Origin of the sequence: Embleya sp. NPDC008237, assembly GCF_042956465.1 — a bacterium.
GTDB lineage: Bacteria > Actinomycetota > Actinomycetes > Streptomycetales > Streptomycetaceae > Embleya.
This window is the reverse complement of record NZ_JBIBGL010000042.1, coordinates 1-22,263: the sequence shown is the minus strand read 5'-3', so window position 1 is coordinate 22,263 and position 22,263 is coordinate 1. Positions and strand designations below refer to the sequence as shown.

Below are 22,263 nucleotides of genomic sequence, written 5' to 3'. Positions count from 1 at the left end.
CTCACAAGAACTCCGATCAGGGCATGCCAAGTTCGCCGTCGATGAGGTCGAAGAGTTCGTCGAGCTCCAGCCCGTCCAGCCCACCGGTCGGCGGCGCGGGCGGCGCGACCGGGACGTCGGGCTCGGCGGGTTCGGCCGGTTCGGCCGGGCCCAGGACCGCGCCGAGCCGGCCGGCGAGTGCGGACGGCGTCGGGTAGTCGAACACCAGCGTGGCCCGCAGGCGCAGCCCGGTCGCCGCGCCCAGCCGGTTGCGCAGGTCCACCGCCGTCAGCGAGTCGAACCCGAGTTCCTTGAAGGTCCGGTCGGGGGCGACCGCGCCCGGCGCGCCGTGTGCCAGCACCGTGGCGGTGTGCTCGCGGACCAGGTCGAGCAGGGCCGCCTCACGGTCCGCACCGGACATCCGGGCCAGGTCGGCGCCGAGCGACCCGGCGTCGACCGGCTGCGCCGCGGCGGCCTCCGCGCGCCTGACCCGCTCGCGGACCACGCCGCGCAGCAGCGCCGGTACGGGGCCCTGTGCCCGCACCGCGGCCGGATCGATCCGGGCCGGGACGACCAGGGCGGCGCCGGAGCAGACCGCGGCATCGAACAGGGCCAGCCCCTCCGCCACGGACAACGGGCTCAGGCCGGCGCGGCGCATCCGGCTCAGGTCGGCGTCCGCGAGCCGGCCGGTCATCCCGCTCGGCGGCGCCCACAGGCCCCAGGCGAGCGACACGGCCGGCAGGCCGCGCGCCGCGCGCTGCTGGGCCAGGGTGTCCAGGAACGCGTTGGCCGCCGCGTAGTTCGCCTGCCCCGGCAGGCCCAGGATGCCGGCGACCGAGGAGAACAGCACGAACATCGCCAGGTCGAGCCGCCGGGTCAGCTCGTGCAGGTTCAGCGCGGCGTCGACCTTCGGGCGCAGCACGCGTGCCAGTTGTTCCGGCCGCATCGCCTCCAGCACGCTGTCGTCGAGCAGTCCGGCGGCGTGCACGACACCGGTCAGCGGGTGCTCCGCCGGGATCGATGCGAGCAGTGCGGCCAGGGCGTCCCGGTCGGCGACGTCGCACGCGGCCACGGTGACCGTCGCACCCAGCCCGGTCAGCTCCGCGGCGAGCTCGACGGCGCCCGGTGCGTCGGGTCCGCGCCGGCCGGCCAGCACCAGGTGCGCGACCCCGTAGTGGGTCACCAGGTGCCGGGCGAACAGGCCGCCGAGGGTTCCGGTGGCGCCGGTGATCAGCACCGTGCCCGCCGTCAGGTCGGGTCGCGCCGCGGACGGGCCGGCGACCCCGGCCAGCCGGGGTACCAGCGGCCGGCCCTTGCGGATCGCGAGTTGCGGCTCGCCGCCGGCCAGGGCGACCGGCAGCGCCGCGACCGACGCCTCGTGCGCGTCCAGGTCGACGACGACGAACCGGTCCGGGTGCTCGCGTTGTGCCGAGCGGACCATGCCCCACACCCCGGCGCCCGCCGCGCCGAGCACATCCGACTCGGCCGACTCGGACGGCTCGGACGGCTCGGACGGCTCGGACGGCTCGGCGGGCTCCACGACCATCGCGTCGCGGGTGAGCAACACCAGCCTCGACGCGGCGAATCGCTCGTCGGCGAGCCACTCCTGCATCAGTCGCAGCGTCCGGCCGGCCACGGCGTGCGCGCCGGCCGCGGTGGGCTCCCCGGTCGGCGCGGCGAACACCGCCTCCGGCACCGGTCCCGCGGCGGCCAGCGCGCCGAGATCGGCGTGGGAGGGTACGCCGAGCCCGAGTTCGTCGACGCCGACGAGCGCCCATGGCCGCCGGTCACCGGAGGTCTCGGGCCCGCGGGCCTCGACCCAGTCCACCCGGAACAACGCCTCCGGCGGCCCGCCGGTCGGGGCCCCGGCCGGGAGCGGCCGCAGTGCCAGCGACTCCACCGACGCCACCGGCGCTCCGGTCGCATCGGCCAGCCTCAGCGAGACCGTGTCCGGGCCGTCCGGCGTGATCCACACCCGCAGCGCGGACGCACCGCCGGCCCGCAACGACACGCCCTGCCAGGAGAACGGCAGCCGGCAGTCCGGACCGTCCCCGACCGCGGCATGCAACGCGGCGTCCAGCAGTGCCGGATGCAGCCCGAACCGGCCGGCGTCCGCCGCGATCTCCGCCGGCAGCGCCACCTCGGCGAAGGTCTCCGCGCCCCGCCGCCACCACGAGCGCAGGCCGCGGAACGCCGGGCCGTATCGGTAGCCGAGTTCGGTCCAGCGGTCGTATCCGCCGTCCCACTCCACCGCGACCGCGCCCGCCGGCGGCCAGGAGGTCAGGTCGAACTCCTCGGCCCCGCCCATCGCGAGCACCCCGCTCGCATGCCGGGTCCAGCCGGTGGAACCGTCCGCCGGGCGGGCGTGCACGGCCAGCGCCCGGCGGCCGGAGTCGTCCTGTTCGCCGACCGTGACCTGCACGTCGACCCCGCCGTGCGCGGGCAGGGTCAACGGCACCTCGCAGGTCAGCTCCGCGACCTCGTCGCAGCCCACCTCGTCGCCCGCGCGCACCGCCAGCTCGACGAACGCCGCGCCGGGCAGCAGCACCGTGTCCGCCCGCCCGGGATCGACCGACCCACGATCGACCAGCCCGTGGTCGGCCAGCCAGGGCTGGGCCCGGAGGGACAGTTGTCCGGTCAGCACCAGGCCGCCGGAGTCCGGCAGTTCCACCACGGCGCCGAGCAGCGGGTGGTCCGCCGCGGTCAGTCCGGCCGCCGCCACGTCCGCCGGCTCGCCGTCCGGCGTCGGTTCGAGCCAGTAGCGCCGCCGCCGGAACACCGAGGTGGGCACGTCGACCGGTCGCGCGCCGGGGAAGACGGCCCGCCAGTCCGGGCTCACGCCGCGTACGTACGCCTCGGTCAGCGAGGTCACGAACCGCTCGGGGCCGCCGTCGTCGCGGCGCAGCGAGCCGACGACGACCGCGTGCTCGACCACGTCCTCGACCGCCGCGGTCAACACCGGATGCGGACTGACCTCGACGAACACCGAGTGCCCCCGCTCGGCCAGCACACCGACCGTCTCGGCGAAGCGGACCCGGCTGCGCAGGTTGCGGTACCAGTAGCCGGCGTCCAGACCGGTGGTGTCCAGCAGGCCGGCGGTCACCGTCGAGTAGAACGGGACCGTCGAGGGGCGGGGAGCCGTGCCGGCCAGCACCGCGGCCAGTTCGTCCTCGATCCGCTCCACGTGGGCCGAATGCGACGCGTAGTCCACCGGGAGCCGCTTGACCCGCACCCCGGCGGCCTCGCACTCGGCGACCAGTTCGTCCAGCGCGCCCACGTCGCCGGCCACGACGACCGCGCCCGGGCCGTTCACCACCGCCGTGGACAGCCGGCCTTCCCATCGGCGCAGGCGTGCGGCGGCCTCGTCCTCGGACAGTGCCACCGAGACCATGCCGCCGGCGCCGGACAGCGCCAGGATGGCCCGGCTGCGCAGGGCGACGATCCTCGCCGCGTCGGCCAGGTCGAGTGCGCCGGCGACGCATGCGGCGGCGATCTCCCCCTGCGAATGGCCCACCACCGCGGCGGGCTCCACACCGTACGAGCGCCACAGTGCGGCCAGCGAGACCATCACCGCGAACAGCGCGGGCTGCACCACGTCCACCCGCTCCAGCGCGGCGGCGTCGCGCAGCACCTCGAACAGGTCCCAGTCGACGTGCGGGGCCAGCGCTCCGGCACAGTCCTGCATCGTGTCGGCGAACACCGGGGACGAATGCAGCAGTTCCACCGCCATCCCGACCCACTGCGAACCCTGACCGGGGAAGACGAACACCACCGCGCCCGGCTCGCGGGCGGTGCCGCGCAGCACGCCGGGTGCCTCGGTGCCGGCTGCGAGCGCGGTCAGACCCCGGCGGCGGGCGGACGGGTCCGCGCCGACGACGGCGGCCCGGTGCGGCAGGCCGGAGCGGGCCGCGGCCAGGGAAAACCCGGTGTCCGCCTGGTTCAGGTCGGGATGCGAGTCCAGGAAGGCCAGCAGGGCGGCGGCCTGGTCCGCCACCGCGTCCTCGCTGCTCGCGGAGAACACCCACGGCGACACCGGATCGGCCGACGCACCGGGCGCCGACTCCGGACCCGACCCGGGCTCGGGCTCCGGATGCGGCTCCGGCGGCGCCTGTTCGATGATCACGTGGGCGTTCGTGCCGCTGATCCCGAACGAGGACACCCCGGCCCGGCGCGCCCGGCCGGTCCGCGGCCACTCCCGGGTCTCGGTGACCAGTGCCAACCCGCCGCCGGCCCAGTCCACATGCGGGGTCGGCTCGTCGGCGTGCAGTGTCCCGGGCACCGTCTCGTGCCGCAGCGCCTGCACCATCTTGATCACGCCGGCCACTCCGGCCGCGGCCTGGGCGTGGCCGATGTTGGACTTCAGCGACCCCAGCAGCAGCGGTCGGCCCGGCTCCCGATCGCGGCCGTACGTGGCCGCCAGCGCCTCCGCCTCGATCGGGTCGCCGAGCGTGGTCCCGGTGCCGTGCGCCTCGACCACGTCCACGTCCCCGGCGGTCATCCCGGCGGCGGCGAGGGCTTGGCGGATCACCCGTTCCTGGGCGACCCCGTTCGGCGCGGTGAGCCCGTTCGAGGCGCCGTCCTGGTTGATCGCGCTGCCGCGCAGCACGGCCAGCACGCGGTGTCCGTGGCGCCGCGCGTCCGACAGTCGTTCGAGCACCACGATTCCCGCGCCCTCGGCCCACCCGGTGCCGTCGGCGGCGGCGGAGAACGCCTTGCATCGGCCGTCCTCGGCCAGCCCGCGCTGGCGGCTGAACTCCACGAACATCCCGGGTCCGGACATCACCGCGACGCCGCCGGCCAGTGCGAGCGTGCACTCCCCGGCCCGCAGGGCCTGGGCCGCCAGATGCAGCGCCACCAGCGACGAGGAGCACGCGGTGTCCACGGTGACCGCGGGGCCCTGGAGCCCGAGCGTGTAGGCGATCCGGCCGGACGCGACGCTGATCGTGCTGCCGGTCAGCCGGTAGCCGTCGGACTCGGCGTGCGCGGCGTGCAGCCGGGGGCCGTAGTCCTGCGCCATCGCCCCGACGAAGACCCCCACGGGTGCGCCGCGCCGGCCGGCGGGATCGATTCCGGCCCGTTCCAGCGCCTCCCAGGACGTCTCCAGCAGCAGTCGCTGCTGCGGGTCCATCGCCAGCGCCTCCCGCGGCGAGATGCCGAAGAATTCGGCGTCGAAGCGGTCGGCGTCGTGCAGGAAGCCGCCGTGCCGGGTGTAGGACGTGCCCGCCCGCTCCGGGTCGACGTCGTGGAGCCGGTCGAGGTCCCAGCCCCGGTTTACCGGGAATTCCGAGATCGCGTCGGTCCCGTCCACGACCAGTCGCCACAGATCCTCGGGGGACGCGACGCCCCCGGGGAGCCGGCAGGCCATCCCGACGATCGCGATCGGCTCGTCGCTTGCCGTACCCGCGGCGGGCTCGACGGGCTCCTCGTCGCCTCCCGCCAATGTCCGCAGGTGGTCGGCGAGTTCGGCCGGGGTCGGGTGGCCGAACAACAATCCCGCCGGCAGCGCGAGCCCGGTCGCCGCGGTCAACCGGTCCCGCAGTTCCACGGTGGACAGCGAGTCGAACCCGAGATCCTTGAACGTCGCCCCGGGGTCCACCGCGTCGCCGCTCGCATGGCCGAGGACGACCGCGACGGTCGAGCGCACCAGTGCCGACATCTCGGGCCCGGCCGGGATCACGGCCGTGACCCCGGCCGGAGCGGGAGGCGCCGACGCGGGTTCCGCGTCGGCGGCGACGGCCGCCCGAGCGGCCGGTTCGGCGAGCCAGTGGCGCTCGCGCTGGAAGGCGTACGTGGGCAGGCCCACGGTACGGGCGCCGCGCAGGGCGAACACGCGGGACCAGTCCACCTCCACGCCGCGCACGTGCAGTTCGGCGAGCGACGCGAGGAAGCGCTCCGGGCCGCCCTCGCTCCGCCGCAGCGAGCCGGCGACCACGGCGGCGGGCCCGGACTGCCCGACCGGATCCCGCCGCTCCACCGTGTCCCGCAGCGCGGGCAGGAGCACCGGATGCGGGCTGCACTCGACGAACACCGTGTGCCCGTCGCACAGCAGCGCCCGGGTCGCCTGCTCCAGCTCCACGGTCTGTCGCAGGTTCCGGTACCAGTACGCGGCGTCGAGTTCGGCGGTGTCCAGCAGGCCGCCGGTCACCGTGGAGTAGAACGGCACCGCCGAGGACCGCGGTCGGATCCCGGCCAGCACCGTGTGCAGCCGCTCCCGGATCTGCTCCACGTGGGACGAGTGGGACGCGTAGTCGACCACGATCCGCCGGGTCTCGACGCCTTCCTCGGTCCACCGCGCGACCAACTCGTCCAGCGCGTCGGGGTCGCCGGAGAGCACCACCGACGACGGACCGTTCGCCGCCGCGATCGACACCGCGCCGTTCCACGCGAGGATCCGCTCGCGCACCTCGGCGGCCGACCGCAGCACCGACACCATGCCGCCGCGACCGGACAGCGCCGTCAGGGCCCGGCTGCGCAACGTCACCACCTGCGCGGCATCCTCCAGCGACAGGGCGCCCGCCACGCAGGCTGCGGCGATCTCACCCTGGCTGTGCCCGACCACCGCCGCCGGCTCGACCCCGCACGAGCGCCACAACCGCGCGAGCGACACCATCACCGCGAACAGCGCGGGCTGTACCACGTCCACCCGCTCCAGCGCGGTCGCATCCCGCAGCACCTCGCTCAGCGACCAGTCGACGTGGGCTGCGAACGCCGCCTCGCACTCCCGCATCGACTCGGCGAACTCCGGTACGGACTCCAGCAGTTCGACAGCCATGCCGGCCCATTGCGAACCCTGCCCGGGGAAGACGAACACCGTCTTTCCGACCGCCGTGGCCTGCCCCTCGACCACGCCCGCGACGGCCGCGCCGGCGGCGAACTCGGCGAGGCGTCGCCGCAGTTCCGCCCGGTCGCCGCCGACCACGACCGCACGGTGCCGGAACGCGGTCCGGGTGGTGGCCAGGGACAGCCCGATGTCCGCGGCGGATTCGGGCCGTTCGTCCACGAAGGACAGCAGTCGTGCGGCCTGGGCCCGAAGGGCCTCGCCGGTACGGCCGGCGATCGGCCACGCCCGCGCGCCGGCCGGCAAAGGCCCACCGGGCACCGAAGCGGCCGAGGAAGCCGTCGCCGAGACGGCCGCCGGAGCGACCACCCCGGCGGTCGTCGCCGCGGTCGTCGGGGGTTCGGCGACCACCAGGTGACAGTTCGTGCCGCCCATCCCGAACGAACTCACTCCGGCCACCAGCGGCCGGTTCGGTTCCGGCCACGGCGTCAGCTCGGTCTGCACCCGCAGGCCGAGCTCGTCGAGGGGGATGTCCGGGTTCGGCGTGGCGAAGTTCAGGCTCGGCGGCAACAACCGGTGCCGGATGCTCAGCGCCACCTTGACCAACCCGGCGATCCCGCCCGCGCCTTCCAGGTGCCCGATGTTGGTCTTGACCGAGCCCACCGGCAACGGCGAACCCGGACGGCGGACACGACCCAGTGCGGCACCGAGCGCCGCGGCCTCGATCGGGTCGCCCACCTTCGTACCGCTGCCGTGCAGTTCCACGTACTGCACACCGCGCAGCGCGACGCCGGCCCGCCGGTACGCCCGGCGGACGACCTCCTCCTGCGCGGAGCGGCTCGGCACGGTGAGGCCGGCGTGCTCGCCTTCGCCGGCACCGTCGTTGTTCACGGCGCCGGCGGTCAGCACGCAGTAGATGTCGTCGCCGTCGGCGAGTGCGGCGTCCAGCGGCTTGAGCACCACCGCGCCACCGCCCTCACCGCGCACGAAGCCGTTGGCGCGCGCGTCGAACGTGAAGCACCGGCCGTCCGGTGACAGGCCGCCGAACCGCACCGCGCCGAGCGTCGGTTCGGCCAGGATGTTCAGATTCACGCCCCCGGCGATGGCCACGCCGCACTCCCCGCGCCGCAGGCTCTCGCACGCCAGGTGCACCGCCACGAGCGAGGAGGACTGGGCAGTGTCCACGGCCAGGCTCGGGCCGCGCAGGCCGAGGTGGTGGGAGATCCGGTTGGCGATGATCGCGCGGCGGGTGCCGGTCATCGTGTGCCGGTCGACCCCGGCCGCGCCGAGCCGGTCCTGCAGCGCCGCGTAGTCGTCCCACATGACGCCGACGAACACCCCGGTGTCGCCGCCGCCGAGTTCGGCGGGAAGGATTCGCGCGTCCTCGAGCGCCTCCCAGGCCAGCTCCAGCATCAGGCGCTGCTGCGGGTCCATCGCGGCTGCCGCACCCGGTGGGATTCCGAAGAATCCCGCGTCGAACCGGTCGATTCCGTCGACGAATCCGCCGAGGCGGTGCGGCAGCTCGGCGCTGCGCCACCGGTCCTGCGGGGCCTCGCGTACGGCGTCCGTCCCGTCCCGCAACAACCGCCAGAATTCGTGGCCGTCGCCGGCCCCGGGAAACCGACAAGCCAATCCGACCACGGCGATCCGTCTCATATCCAGCAGTCAACGCCCCTGACGGCGAGTTGGCTTGTCGCCGGAACCCATAATGCGGACGGAAATCTGGTGGCCGATACCAACGGGAACCGCTGCGGGCTCGGTGGCCCACCGTCCGCAAAAAGGCGCATCGGTATTGCTCGGCGGCCACCGGAAAAACCCGGCCGCCGAGCAATACCGACGCATTGTTCGATCGCGACGAGGGGCCCCCGAAGGGCTGCCCCCAGGAAAAGCCTCAGTACAGGAGGGTCACCGACGGGTGGATGTCCAGCGTCGCCCGGCTGTAGTCCTCCAGAATGATCGGCGCGTTGAGCGCGGTGTGCCGGCTCATCACCGAGATGTCCCGCCACAGGCGCTGCAGCGGGTTCGACAGGGCGAATGCGCTGCCCCCGACGACGTCGAGCAACTTCTCCACACCCGCTCGCGCCTTTTCATGGGCGGACCTCTGGTGCATGCGAAGCCGGGCCCGCTCCTCCCACGGCATCGGCTGGGTTTCCGGTATCCCGTCGAGCGCCGCGCCGACTTCCCGCAGGTGCATCCGGGCGGTTTCGATCAGGTGCGCGGCCTCGCCGAACCACATCTGCACCGACGGCGCGTCGACGGCCGCCTCGTAGTTGACGTAGGTGATCGGCCGCTTCTTGGCGAGCGTCTGCCTGGTGACCTCCAGCGCGCCCTCGGCCGCTCCCACGATCGCGGCGAGCGACTGCGCGCTGCCCTGGAGGAGCATGCTGTCCCGCTCGTCCTCGCCCACGAGATCCGTGAGGCTGAACGCGACCGCCCGCTGTTCCGGGATGAACACGTCCTCGGCCACGACGGTGTGGGTGCCGGAGCCGGCCAGGCCCGCCACGTGCCAGGTCCGCTCGATCCTCAGGTCGCCCATCGGCACGACGCCGCCGACCAGGTCCGCGGTCTGTGCGTCGCCGTCGTAGACGTGCACGACCGGGATGTAGGCCCAGTCCGCGATCTCGCAACCCGAGCTCCACGGGAACGTGCCGTTCACCCGGAAACCGCCGTCGACCCGCCGCGCCTTCGTCGTGCTCAGGTGGGCCGTGGAGATCACGTACGCGTCGGGGTTGTCCGCGAACATCTCCGCCAACGCGGTCTCCGGCATGCCGTTCAGCGCGAACCGGGTCGACGCGGTGTCGATGGACAGGTTCCAGCCGGCCGACCCGCACGACTTGCCGACCTCGGCGATGATCGCCAGCAGATCCGACATCCGCAGGTCGTAGCCGCCGAACCGGGTCGGCGTGGTGAGCCGGAACAGCCCCGCGTCGCGCAGCCCGACCACGACCTCCTCGGCGAGCCGGCGGTCCTGCTCGGTCTTCGGTGCGTTCTCGCGGATCAGCTGAGCAAGCTCGCGGGTACGGGTCAGAAGCTCCGCCGGGTCGACCGCCGGCCCGGTCGTCGCGTCCGCCCGCTCATCGGCCACTGCTGTCACGGAGCTCTCCTTCGATTGTGGGTCGCGGGCCGACCCCGATCGGGGTGGACTCACCGCACCGCATCCGTCCTCAAGTCAATCCGCTCCGGCCGGGGAGTCCCAGCGTCCACAACCCAGAAACCGGCCGCCGGGCTGGTACTCGGAACCAAGTCACGGAACCGGGTGCCGGCCGACGACCGGTTGCCGGTCGAACGGGTGCGGAAGGAATCAGACGCCGGGTACGACGGCCGGTTCACCGACCTCCGGGTCGGTCTGTGCCGTCACGAAGCGGTCGAACAGCAGGCCGCAGACGACCGCTCCGCCGAGGAAGACCATCGCGCCCCAGAAGAACGCCGTCGTGTAGCTCTCCACGGAGGCCTCCGCGGCAAGTTGCGGAGTCGGCGTCTTGCCTTCGATGTAGGAGTCCGCCGCGGTGATCGCCAGCGTGCTCAGCAGCGCGGTGCCGATCGAACCACCCACCTGTTGCACCGTGTTGACCAACGCCGACGCGGCGCCGGCGTCCTGCGGTTCGACGCCGACCGTGGCGACCGCGGCCCCCAGCGAGACGACCAGCCCGAAGCCGATGCCGGCGATCAGGGTCGGGGCCAGTACGCCGGAGGCGTACGAGCTGTCGGTGGTGAGGCGGCTGAGCCAGAACGACCCGATCGCGGCCAGCAGGAGGCCGGCCGGGATCAGAATGCGCGATCCCAGCTTGGGTTCGAGGATCGGCGGGACGGTGGTCGCGCCGATCGCGATCCCCACGATCATCGGCAGGAAGGCCAGACCGCTCTGGATCGCCGAGAAGTCCAGGATCAGTTGGAGGTAGTAGGTCAGGAACAGGAACTGCACGAACAGCCCGATCCCCAACAGGAACATCGCCAGATAGGCGCTGCCCCGGTTGCGGTGCAGCACGATCCGCATCGGCAGCAACGGGGTCCGCGAGCGAAGCTCGAACACCACGAACGCGACCAGCAGGACGCCGCTCCCGACCAGGAAGCCCCACACGTCGGTGCCGCCCCAGTGACCGTCGGCGGCGTTGGAGAGACCGTAGGCGAGGCAGAACAGGCCGACCGACGCGGTCACCGTGCCGGGCAGGTCGAGCTTCTCCGGGCGGTCTTCGGCCTGCCGGTTCTGCATGGTCAGCGACGCGCCGATGAAGACGACCGCCGTGAGGATCACGTTGACGTACAGGCACCAGCGCCAGTCCAGCCAGTCGGTCAGCGCGCCGCCGAGGATCAGGCCGAGCGCGAGCCCGCCGCTGCCGAGTGCGCCGTAGACACCGAAGGCGGTGACCCGTTCCTTCGGGTCCTTGAACACGGTCAGCAGGAACGACAGCGCCGCCGGCGCGACGAGTGCGGCGAATGCTCCCTGCAGTGCACGGGCGGTGACCAGCATGGGGAAGCCGTTGGCCGCGCCGCCCAGCACCGACATGACACCGAATCCGATGATCGAGATCATCAGCGAGCGCTTCGCGCCGATGAGGTCGACCACCCTGCCGCCGAGCAGCAGTAAGCTGCCGAAGGCGAGCGCGTACGCCGTGACGACCCACTGCCGGTCCGCGTCGCCGAACCCGAGATCCGCCTGTGCGGACGGCAGCGCGATATTGACGACGGTCGTATCCAGGAAGATCGTCATCTGCGCGATACCGATCACCGCCAGGATCAACCAGCGGTTGGCGTAGTGGGGGTCGGGCGCGCCCTCCGTCGCCACTTTCGACTCGGACTCTGGTGACTCTGACATTCCACTTACCTCTGTTGATCAGGCCGGACCATCGGCCGATGGTCCGGCGAACCGGTGTTCGGCAGACTTCAGCTGGAAATCGTCTCGAATCCGTGCTGCTTCGCGAGTTCGACCATGGCGTCCACCCGCTCTCGGGTAATGGCGCCGCCGCCCATCGATCCACCGCTGCCGGACAACGCGAGTGTGATTGCTTCCGCCGCCCCCGCCAGCAATTCATCAGCACCCGGTGAAACGCTGACTCCGCGTGGCAGAATACCGCCGTTGGACACGGAAAGTACACCGGCCCGCACGTAGTGTAGATCGCCGCGAGAATCCGCTGCGGCGGATTCGGAGCCGGTGCCGAAAAACGACAAATCGCCGATGATCGCGCCGTCGGCGAGATACTTCTCGTCCAGCACGGAAACCGGGCTCGAATGTGCTGTGAACACCACATGCGCATTTCGCACCGGCAAAAGATCGTCGGCCACGACGACGAACGGGTCGGCGTCGCGATTGTCGGCGAGATACGCCGCGATGGCCGCGCCGCTGGGCTCGTCGCCGGGGCGCCCGTCGGCCAGCCATCCGGCGATGAGCGGCTCGGCGGACAGCCCCGCCGCGATGCCGGTCGGCTCGCCGCCGGCCGCGATCCGCGCCCACGCCTCCTGGTAGATCCGGTGTTCCGTGGCCCGCAGCCGCTCGGCCGAACCCGGCCGGCCACTGCCCACCAGCACGATCCTGGCCACCTCGCGGGCACCGATCGCGGCCAGGGCCGAGCCGATCCGCCCGCCCGCGCCGACGACCGCCATCGTCAACCCGCCGAGTCCGCCGAATCGTTCGACCGCCGCATGCCGGACGGCGGCCAGCGCCGAGCCGACCGCCAGCGCACTACCCGCGGTCACGGTGATCCCGGGAACCTGCAGTGCGCGGCCGTGACCGACGACCGCGCCGAGCCCGAACCCGAGGCCGACGGTGTCGCAGCCGTCCGCCTTCGCCGCGCGCACCCGGCGGTCCAGGTCCAGGCCGATCAGGAAGGTCTGCCCGGAGACCTGGTATTCCCGCAGCTGCTGCTGGGTCACCAGCAGCGGGTAGACGGTGAGATCCACCGACGTGCCCTGCGGCGAGTCGAACCGGACCGGTGCGAGCGCCGGCAGATCCTTGAGCAGCTCGGACCGCCGCGCATAGGCCAGCAGGCGGTCGTCGTCCAGATCGGCGAGCGAGGGGTCGAACTCCCGCAACATGTCCGGCGTCAGCGGGTAGCCGACGATCCCGACCCGGCGATCGGCCGGCTCGGTCGGCGCGGGCGCGTCGTCCGTCGCGGGCCGGAAGTCCTCGATCCGCGCGCGTGTCGGCTCGCCGGCGCCGGTCAACGGGTGGATCAGCTGCAACGCGTCCTGATTGCGCAGGATCCGACAGACCTGGGTGAGGCCGGTCCGCAGCTGGTCGATCTCCTCGTCGCCGATGTGGATCGACGGCTCGATTCGCAACATGGTCGGCACGCTCGCGGTCGGCCCGGTGCGGATGCGGTGGGCCAACTGGAGGTAGCTGCCCAGTTGGAAGACGAGCAGACCGGCCCGCGCCTTCTCCCGGATGATCGGGGACGAGGCGTTGCTCTGGTCGGCGAAATCCAGTCCGATGAGCAGTCCGCGCCCGCGCACGTCGGCCACCACGTCGGGAAACTCCGCGGCCAGCTCGCGCAACATGCCCAGGATTCGCCCGCCGCGTTCCGCGGCGCGATCGTAGGCCGCCCCGTCGTCGGCCTCCAGGAGTTCGAGCGTACGCAGGGCGATGGCCGTGGAGAAACCGTCCTTGGCGAAGGTCGAGCTGTGCACCAGTTCGAACTCCGGGCGGTAGCGCGACTGGCGGACCAGCATCGCGGAGGTCTTGGCGATGCCGCCGCCGAGCGACTTGCCCAGCACGTAGTAGTCGCCCAGCAGCCCGATGTGGGAACTCGCGAAGAACTTTCCGGTCCGCCCCATCCCGGTCTGGATCTCGTCCACGACGATCGGGCACTCGACCTCGTCGCAGATCTGCCGGATCCGGGCGACGAACTCACCGGTCAGCTCGTGGATCCCGCCCTCGCCCTGGATCGGCTCGACGATCAGTCCGGCGAGGACCGGGAAGTCGCGCTCGACGAGGGTGACCCTGCCGTCCAGCACCTCGACGTCGAGCACGGTGACCCGCTGCTCGGTCACGAGCTTCTCGAAGACCGTCGCATCGTTCGGCGGTACGAACTTCACCGTCATCCCGAGCGATGCGAACGCCGCCCGGAACAGCGGGTTGTAGGTGAACTGGGTGCTGCCGACCAGCTTTCCGTGAAACGCCCGCTCCAGCGCGAAGAACACCGGGCCGGTCCCCGCCTGCGCGACGTTGTGCGCGGCCACCGCGCCGAGCAGCGCGGCGAACTCCTCGATGCCGGTCGGCGCCGGCACGTCGCCGGGCAGCAGGGACGTGTCGTCCGGCAGTGCCGCGTCCCCGTCGCGCACCGCGTTCAGGGCCACGTCCGCGTGCCACTCGATCTGCTCGAACAGGCTCTTCATCCGCAACACGCGGTCGAACTCGCAGTGCTTGACCGCCGCTTCGACCGCCTCCGCACCGCTGTTGGCGAAGATGATCGGGTACGGCTCGGCGCCGGGGAACTCGCGGCCGATGATCTCGTTGAGCACCGCGCCGACCCGGTCGGCGACCGGGTGCGAGGAGTGTTGCGAGTGCACCGGCCAACCGGTGTCCAGCAGTTCCTTCGCGTACGCCACGATCTCCGGATGATTGTGCCCGAGCATCAGCGAGCCCCAACCGCCGACCAGGTCGAGCACCGGCACCTCCGTGCCGGCGTCGTCCAGGCAGTACAGGGTGTTCTTCTCCGCCCGGACATACTCGATGTCCAGGCCGAAGGTGCCGAGCATTCCGGTCAGTAGGGCTTCGGCGTAACGGATGGGTGCGTTCACCAATATCTCCTGGTGGTCAGCGGTTCGGGTTGGCGGAGGAGCGGCCCAGCTCCCGGTCGATGAAGTCGAAGACCTCGTTCTCGGTCGCGGTCTCGATCGCGGCGGCCAGGTCGAACCCGCCACCGGCGGCGACCGCGTCGGGCCGCGCATCGGTCCGGGTCTTGTTCCAGCGGGCGAGGATGGCGGTCAGTCGGGCGGCGATCTCCGTGTGACCGGAGTCCCGCTCGTCCACCGGTTCGACCGGGACGGCCATCAGGACGGCCTCCAGCCTGTCCAGTTCGGCCAGGGCGGAGCGGCGGCCGACCCCGTCGGTGACGGCGAGCCGTTCGAGCAGGTGGTCCACCAGCACGCCGGGCGAGGCGTAGTCGAAGACCAGCGTGGTGGGCAGCGACAGGCCGGTCTGCTCGGCCAGCCGGTTGCGGAACTGCACCGCGGACAGCGAGTCGAATCCGGAGTCCCGGAAGGACACCTCCCACTGCACGTTCTCCGGTGTCGCGTGCCCGAGCACCCCCGCCGCCTCGGCGCGCACCAGGTCACGCAGGTACGTCTCGGCCTCGGTCCTGGTCATCTCCGCGAACCGGTCGGCGGGCAGCTCGGCGCTCGCCTTCCGGCGCTCGGCGCGCGGTACCAACCCGCGCAGCACGACCGGAATCTGCGCGGTGTCGCGGCGCAGCGCGACCGGGTCGAGCGGTGCCGGCGCCACCACGGCGTGCCCGGTGGCGAGCGCCGCGTCGAACAGTTCGCACGCCTCGTCCTCGGCGATCACCCGCAGGCCGGACTGGGCGCTCTCGACCATCCGGCCCCAGGCCATCGATACCGCGGGCAGTCCGGCCGCCCGACGCTGCGTGGCCAGCGCGTCCAGGTACGCGTTCGCCGAGGCGAAGTTGGCCTGCCCCGGGCTGCCGAGCATGCCCACCACCGAGGAGAACAGCACGAACAGCGCGGGCGGCGCGTCCGCGGTCGACTCGTGCAGGTTCCACGCCCCGTCCACCTTGGGCCGCAGCACGTGCCCGACCCGCTCGGTGGTCAGCGCGGTGAACACCCCGTCGTCCAGGACGTTTTGGGTGTGCACGATCCCGGTCAGCGGATGCTCGGCCGGGATGTCCGCGAGCAGCGCGCGCACGGCCGTCCGGTCGGCCGGGTCGCAGGCCACCACGGTGGCCGTGGCACCGAGACCGACCAGTTCGTCCCGCAGTCGCTCGGCGGCCGAGTCCGGCCCGTGCGGATGGGCGAGCACCAGGTGCTCGACCCCGTACGCGGTGACCAGGTGCCGGGCGAACAGCGCCCCGAGCGGCCCGTCGGCGCCGGTGACCAGCACGGTGCCGGACGTCGCGAGGGTCGGCGCCGGCCCGTCCGACGCGGTCGAGGGCACCAGCCGCGGCGCGAGCATGTGCCCGGCCCGCACGGCCAGTTGCGGTTCCCCAGCCTGGGCCGCAGCGAACAGCAGCTCGGTCGAGGCCGGGTCGTCGTCCAGGTCGACCAGCACGATCCGGTCGGGGTGCTCCGCCTGGGCCGACCGCAGCAGACCCCACACCGCGGCCCCGGCCGGGTCGCGCACCTCGTCCTGTGCCCCGACGGTCATCGCTCCCCTGGTCACCACGACCAGGCGGTTGTCCGGCAGGTTCTCCTGGGCCAGCCAGGACTGCGCCACGCCGAGCGCCCGTTCCACGGCTCGGTGCACGTCCGCCGGTCGGCCGGCCGAGGCGCCCGGCTGCGACGGTTGCACCAGCAGGACATCCCACGGGGTGTAGGACGCCGCCGCCGACTCGATGTCGGCGAACCGCAGCGGCGCCACCTCGGCGAGGTCGCCGGGGTCGCCGGGGTCGCCGCCGAGCAGGGCGAGCAGGCTCTCCGGTTCGTCGTCGGCCCGCTGCGGGACGGGGGTCCAGCCCAGCTCGAACAGCGAGGCCCGATCGGGAGCCGCGGTCGCCGCGCCGTCCCTCGGCGTCACGCGCGCCGGGACCAGCCGCACCGACTCGGCCACCAGCACCGGCAGTCCGGCCTCGTCGACCGCCTCGAGGCGGAAGCCCCGCGATCCGGCGGGCGCCAGGCGCACGCGCAGGACCGTCGCCTCGGTGGCGTGCAGGGCGACGCCTTCCCACCGCAGCGACAGCAGGGCCGTACCGTCCGGCTCGACCTCGGCGGCGCCGATCAGCAGCGGCTGCACCGCGGCATCCAGCAGGGCCGGGTGGATCCCGAATCTCCCGACGTCGGCGATCGCCCCTTCGGGCAACCGGACTTCGGCGAACACCTCGTCGCCCCGGCGCGACACCGACTCCAGACCCCGGAACACCGGGCCGTAGTGGTGACCCGCGTCGGCGAAGTCCTCGTACGCCCAGTCCACCGCCTTGGCCGCGGCCACCGGCCACCCGGCCGAGTCGACCTGCGGCCGGTCGCCGGCGGGGGCGAGCAGGCCGGTGGCGTGGCAGGTCCAGTCCCGCGCCGCGCCGTCCGTGCCCGGTCCGGCGGCGGGCCGGGTGTGGATGCCCACCGTCCGCCGCCCGGCCTCGTCGGCGGCGCCGGTCACGACCTGCACCTGCACACCGCCGCGGTCGGGCAGGACGAGCGGCTCGGCGACCGTGAGCTCCGCCAGCACCGGGCAGCCGCTCGCGTCGCCGGCCCGGATCGCCAGGTCCACCAGGGCCGACCCGGGCAGCACCGGCACGCCGGCCACGGCATGGTCGGCCGACCAGGGATGCGTGGTGAGCGACAGGCGACCGGTGAACACCAGTTCGTCCCGGCCCGCCACCGCGATGGCCGCGCCGAGCAGGGCGTGCTCCGAGGCGTCCGGGTCGAGGCTCGCGGCGTCGGCGGATTCGGCCGGCCAGTACCTCTCGCGCTGGAACGGGTAGGTGGGCAGGCCGGTGCGGCGCGCCCCGGTTCCGGCGAAGACGGCGGCCCAGTCGACGGACGCCCCGGCGACGAACAGTTCCGCCAGGCCGTCGAGCACGGTGTGCACCTGCGGCCGGTCGTCTCGCAGCAGGAGCACCGAACCCTCGATCGTGCGCCGCGGGCCCGACTCGACGAACCGGGTCACCCGCTGCTCGTCCATCCACCGCTCGGCGGCGGCGATCCCCTCGGACCCCGAGGACCCCATCGACCCCGCCGGGTCGCCGGCGACGAGCGGCCGGCCGGTGTGCGGCGACACCACCGGGATCCGCGGTTCGGCGAACGTCACGTCGCCCCTGTCTCCGGTGGTCAGCAGCCGGGCGGCGTCGGCCGACGAGAGCGCCCCGGCGACGTAGGCGGCGGCGATCTCGCCGATCCCGGTCCCGGCGACGCAGCCGAACGTCAGACCCCAGGATTCGACCAGCCGGAACAGCGCCACCTCTGCGGCGAACAGGCTCGCGTCCTCCCCCTTGTCGCCGAGCTCGGTCAGGATCGTGTCGAACGCCTCGGCATATACCGGCAACGTCTCGTACAGGTCGCGTTCCGGTCCGTCGGCGAACCGGTCGGTGACCGGCCGCCCGGTGAACACGAACGCGGTCCGGCCGTCCCGGGCCACGGTCGCCTCGCCCGCCACGATCGCCCGCAGCCCGGCCGCTGCCTGTGCGCCTCCCCCGGTGACGAGCACCGCCCGGTAGTCGAACACCGAGCGGGTCGCCAACGAGAAGCCGATGTCGAGCGGGTTCGGCGCGGCGTCGGAGGCCGACACGGACAGCAGCCGGTCGGCCTGCGCACGCAGTGCCTGCGGCGACTTGGCCGACAACACCCACGGCACCGCCGGCAGGGACACCGCGACCTGTGCCGGGGCCGCGGGCGGGTCGTCGGGTGCCTGTTCGAGGATGACGTGCGCGTTGGTGCCGCTCATCCCGAATGCGGACACCGCGGCCCGGCGCGGCCGGTCGAGCTCCGGCCACGGGCGGGCCTCGGTCAGCAGTTCCATCGCACCCGACGACCAGTCCACGGCGGATGTCGGCTCGTCCACGTGCAGGGTCCTGGGCATCAGGCCGTGCCGCATGGCCATGACCGCCTTGATCAGCCCGCCGGCCCCGGCGGCGTGCTGGGTGTGCCCGATGTTGGACTTCACCGACCCCAGCCACAGCGGGCGGTCCGCCGGTCGATCCCGACCGTAGGTCGCCAGCAGCGCCTGCGCCTCGATCGGGTCGCCGAGCCGGGTGCCGGTCCCGTGCGCCTCCAGGAGGTCCACCTCGGACGGTTCGACGCCGGCGTTGGCCAGCGCCTGCCGGATCACCCGCTGCTGCGACGGGCCGTTGGGCGCGGTCATGCCGTTGGACGCGCCGTCGGAGTTCACCGCGCTGCCCCGGACCAGCGCGAGCACCGGGTGTCCGTTCCGCCGGGCGTCGGACAGCCGCTCCAGCACGAACAGGCCCAGACCCTCCGACCACCCGGTGCCGTCCGCGGACTCCGCGAACGCCTTGGCCCTGCCGTCCGGCGACAGGGTGCGTTGCCGGGAGAACTCGATGAACCCGATGGGCTGCGCCATCACCGTCGCGCCGCCCGCGAGCGCCAGGGCACATTCGCCGCTGCGCACCGCGTTCGCGGCGAGGTGCAGCGACACCAGCACCGACGAGCACGCCGTGTCGATGGACATCGTCGGGCCTTCCAGCCCCAGGACGTAGGAGATCCGGCCGGAACCGAAGGACGTCGTCGAGCCGGTCAGCCGATACCCCTCGGCGCTCTCCTCGACCCTGTCGCCACCCTCGCCGTATCCCTGCGCGGTCAACCCGGTGAAGACGCCCGTGTCGCTGCCCCGCAACGACTGCGGGTCGATGCCGCCGCTCTCCAGCGCCTCCCACGAGGTCTCCAGGAGCAACCGCTGCTGCGGGTCCATCGCGAGCGCCTCGCGGGGCGAGATCCCGAAGAAGCCGGCGTCGAACTCGGCGGCGGCGTCGATGAATCCGCCGGCCCGCGGATAGAACGTGCCGGGCTTGTCGGGATCCGGATCCCACAGCCGCTCGATGTCCCAGCCGCGGTCGTCCGGCATGTCCGCCATCGCGTCGACCCCGTCGACCACCAACTGCCACAATTCCTCGGGGGTGTTGGCCCCGCCCGGGAAGCGACACGCCATGCCGACGATCGCGATCGGCTCGTTCTCGCCGCCCGGACCGGGGACCGACGCGGCGACGGCCGAGGCCGAAGCCGGCAGGTCGCCGCTCAGTTCGGACAGCAGGTGCTCGGCGATCGCCGAGACCGTCGGGTAGTCGAACACCACCCCGGGCGACAACCGCAGGCCGGTGACCGCGGCCAGCCGGTTGCGCAGTTCGACCGCGGTCAGCGAGTCGAAGCCCAACTCGCGGAACGGCACACCCTCGCCGATCCGTTCGCCGGAGCCGAACCCGAGCACCGCGGCCACCTCGGTGCGCACCAGATCGGCGACCTGCTCGTGCCGCTGCTGGTGCGGCAACGCGGCCAGCCGGTCGGCCAGTGCCCGCAGGCCGCCCGCGCCCTGCCGAACCACCCGGCGGGACGAACGCCCCACCAGGCTGCGCAACATCGGCGGGACCGGAGCCGATCCGGCCCGCAGTGTCCGCAGGTCCAGCCGCGCCGGCAGGGACACCGGGCGGTCCGCCGCGAGCGCCCGGTCGAACAGCGCCGCGCCGCCCGCCGCGGAGAGCGGCCGCAGTCCCGTGTGCCGCAGGTGGTCGAGGCCGCCCGCGGTGACCTCGGCCTGCATGCCGCCCGCCACGGACCACAGACCCCAGCCCAGCGAGAGCGCGGGAAGGCCGTGCGCGCGACGGTACCCGGCAAGCGCGTCGAGGAAGTGGTTGGCCGCCGCGTAGTTGGCCTGGCCCGGGTTGCCCAGCGTGCCGGCGAGGGAGGAGAACAGCACGAACATCGCGAGCGGTCGGTCCCGGGTGAGTTCGTGCAGATGCCATGCGGCGTCGACCTTGGGGCGGAGCACGGTGGTGATCCGGTCGGGGGTGAGTGCGGTGATGATGCCGTCGTCGATGACGCCGGCGGTGTGCACGATGCCGGTGAGCGGGTGCTCCGCCGGGATCGCGTCGAGCACGGCCGCGAGCGCGGAGCGGTCGGCCACGTCACAGGCCACCACCCCTACGGTGGCGCCCAGCGCGGTGAGTTCCTCGACGAGTGCCTGCGCCCCCGGGGCGTCCGGGCCTCGTCGGCTCGTGAGCACCAGGTTCCGGACGCCGTACCCGGTGACCAGGTGCCGGGCGAACAGCACACCCAGCGCACCGGTTCCGCCGGTCACCAGGACGGTGCCGGCCGGCGCCAACTCCGGCCCGGCGGCGTCCACCGCGGGCTGCGGGGCCAGGCGTGGCACGGTCACCGCGCCGGCGCGCACCGCGACCTGATCATGGCCCGCCGCCAGCACCGCGGGCAAAACCGCGAGCGAGGCCGGGTCGGCGTCGACGTCCGCCAGCACGATCCGGTCGGGGTGTTCCGACTGTGCCGAACGCAGCAGACCCCACACCGCGGCGCCCACCGGATCCGGCGCGGCGTCGTCCCCGCCGACCACCACCGCGCCACGGGTCACCGCGACGAGCCGGCTTGCCGGGAACCGGTCGTCGGCCAGCCATTCCCGCACCAGGTCCAGCGCCTCGACGACCGTCTCGTGCACCTGCGCGACGACCTCGCCGGCCGGCCGGGCGGCGTAGACGGCGACCAGGACGTCGGCCCCGGCCGCGTCCGACCACGTCTCGCGACGGTCGACCGTCAACACCTCGTCCACCGACCGGTCGGGAGCGCCGATCAGGGCCCAGCGCCCGGCCTGTTCGGTCGGGCCCACCTCGACCCCGACCCAGTCCACGCCGAACAGCGAGCCGGCCGTCTCGTCCCGCGCGGTCGGCCCGTCCGCCGACACCGGGCGCGCCTCCACCGACTGCACCTCGGCGACCGGTTGTCCAGCCTCGTCGGCCATCTGCACCCGGCAGGAGGTCCCGCCCTCGGTCTCGCCGTCGATGACCACCCGTACCCGCAGCGCGGTCGCGCCGGTGGCATGAAGGGTGATCCCGTTCCACACGAACGGCAGCAGGAGCGTGAAGTCCTCGCCCGCGTCGGCGACCGCGGCGAAGACCCGAGGGTGGATGGCCGCGTCGAACAGGGCGGGATGGATCCCGAATCGTGCCGTGTCCGTGTGTTCCGGCAGCGCCACCTCGGCAAAGAACTCGGCGCCGGCGGCCCCGTCGCGGCGCCACAACGTCCGCAATCCACGGAAGGTCGGACCGTACACGTAGCCGTTCTCCGCGAGCCGCTCGTAGAAGCCGTCCGTCGCCAGGGGCACGGCACCGGCCGGCGGCCATTCGGTCAGCTCGAATCGCGGCTCCGGGACCGAGGAGGCCAGCAGACCGGTGGCATGGCAGGTCCACTCCTCGCCGGCCTCGTCGCAGGAATGGATCGCGAACGGCCGCTGCCCGGTGTCCTGCGACTCGTTCACCACGAGCTGGACCCGCACCCCGCCCGTTTCCGGCAGGACCAGCGGCGCGGTGACCACCATCTCGGCCACACCGGCGCAGCCGACCTCGTCGCCGGCCCACATCGCCATGTCGATCAGCGCGGTACCCGGCACCAACGCCCGTCCGCCCAGCTCGTGTTCGGCGACCCAGGCGTGCGTCCGCGCGGACAGACGGCCGGTGAACACCACATCGTCGGCACCCGCGATGCGCACGACCGCGTCCAGCATCGGGTGGCTCGCGGCCACCTGCCCCGCCGAGACCACGCCACCCGACGACGACTGCGAGAGCCAATAGTTCCGGTGTTGGAAGGGGTAGGTGGGCAGGTCGGTCAGGGTGGCGGCGGTGCCGGTGAACAGCCGGGACCAGTCGACGGTGTGGCCGTCGGTGTGCAGG

5 protein-coding genes are annotated in these 22,263 nt (G+C 73.2%); all 5 read right to left on the bottom strand.

Annotated features, from left to right (window positions below; translation table 11 throughout):
- Positions 1 to 16: 16 nt before the first annotated feature.
- Positions 17 to 8,413 (bottom strand): type I polyketide synthase, encoded by an 8,397-nt coding sequence (locus ACFZBU_RS47715; RefSeq protein ID WP_391590111.1) that lies wholly within the window; start codon positions 8,411 to 8,413, stop codon positions 17 to 19.
- 235 nt (positions 8,414 to 8,648) lie between these two features.
- Positions 8,649 to 9,851, bottom strand: coding sequence for an acyl-CoA dehydrogenase family protein (locus ACFZBU_RS47710; RefSeq protein WP_391590110.1), 1,203 nt, complete (start codon positions 9,849 to 9,851; stop codon positions 8,649 to 8,651).
- Positions 9,852 to 10,058: 207 nt separating this feature from the next.
- Entirely contained in the window at positions 10,059 to 11,570 is a 1,512-nt protein-coding gene (locus ACFZBU_RS47705; RefSeq protein ID WP_391590109.1) for an MFS transporter, read from the bottom strand.
- A 68-nt stretch (positions 11,571 to 11,638) separates the two neighbouring features.
- Positions 11,639 to 14,491, bottom strand: coding sequence for an aminotransferase class III-fold pyridoxal phosphate-dependent enzyme (locus ACFZBU_RS47700; protein WP_391590108.1), 2,853 nt, complete (start codon positions 14,489 to 14,491; stop codon positions 11,639 to 11,641).
- A gap of 16 nt (positions 14,492 to 14,507) precedes the next feature.
- On the bottom strand, positions 14,508 to 22,263 hold a 7,756-nt coding region (locus tag ACFZBU_RS47695; protein WP_391590107.1), incomplete at its 5' end, for an SDR family NAD(P)-dependent oxidoreductase.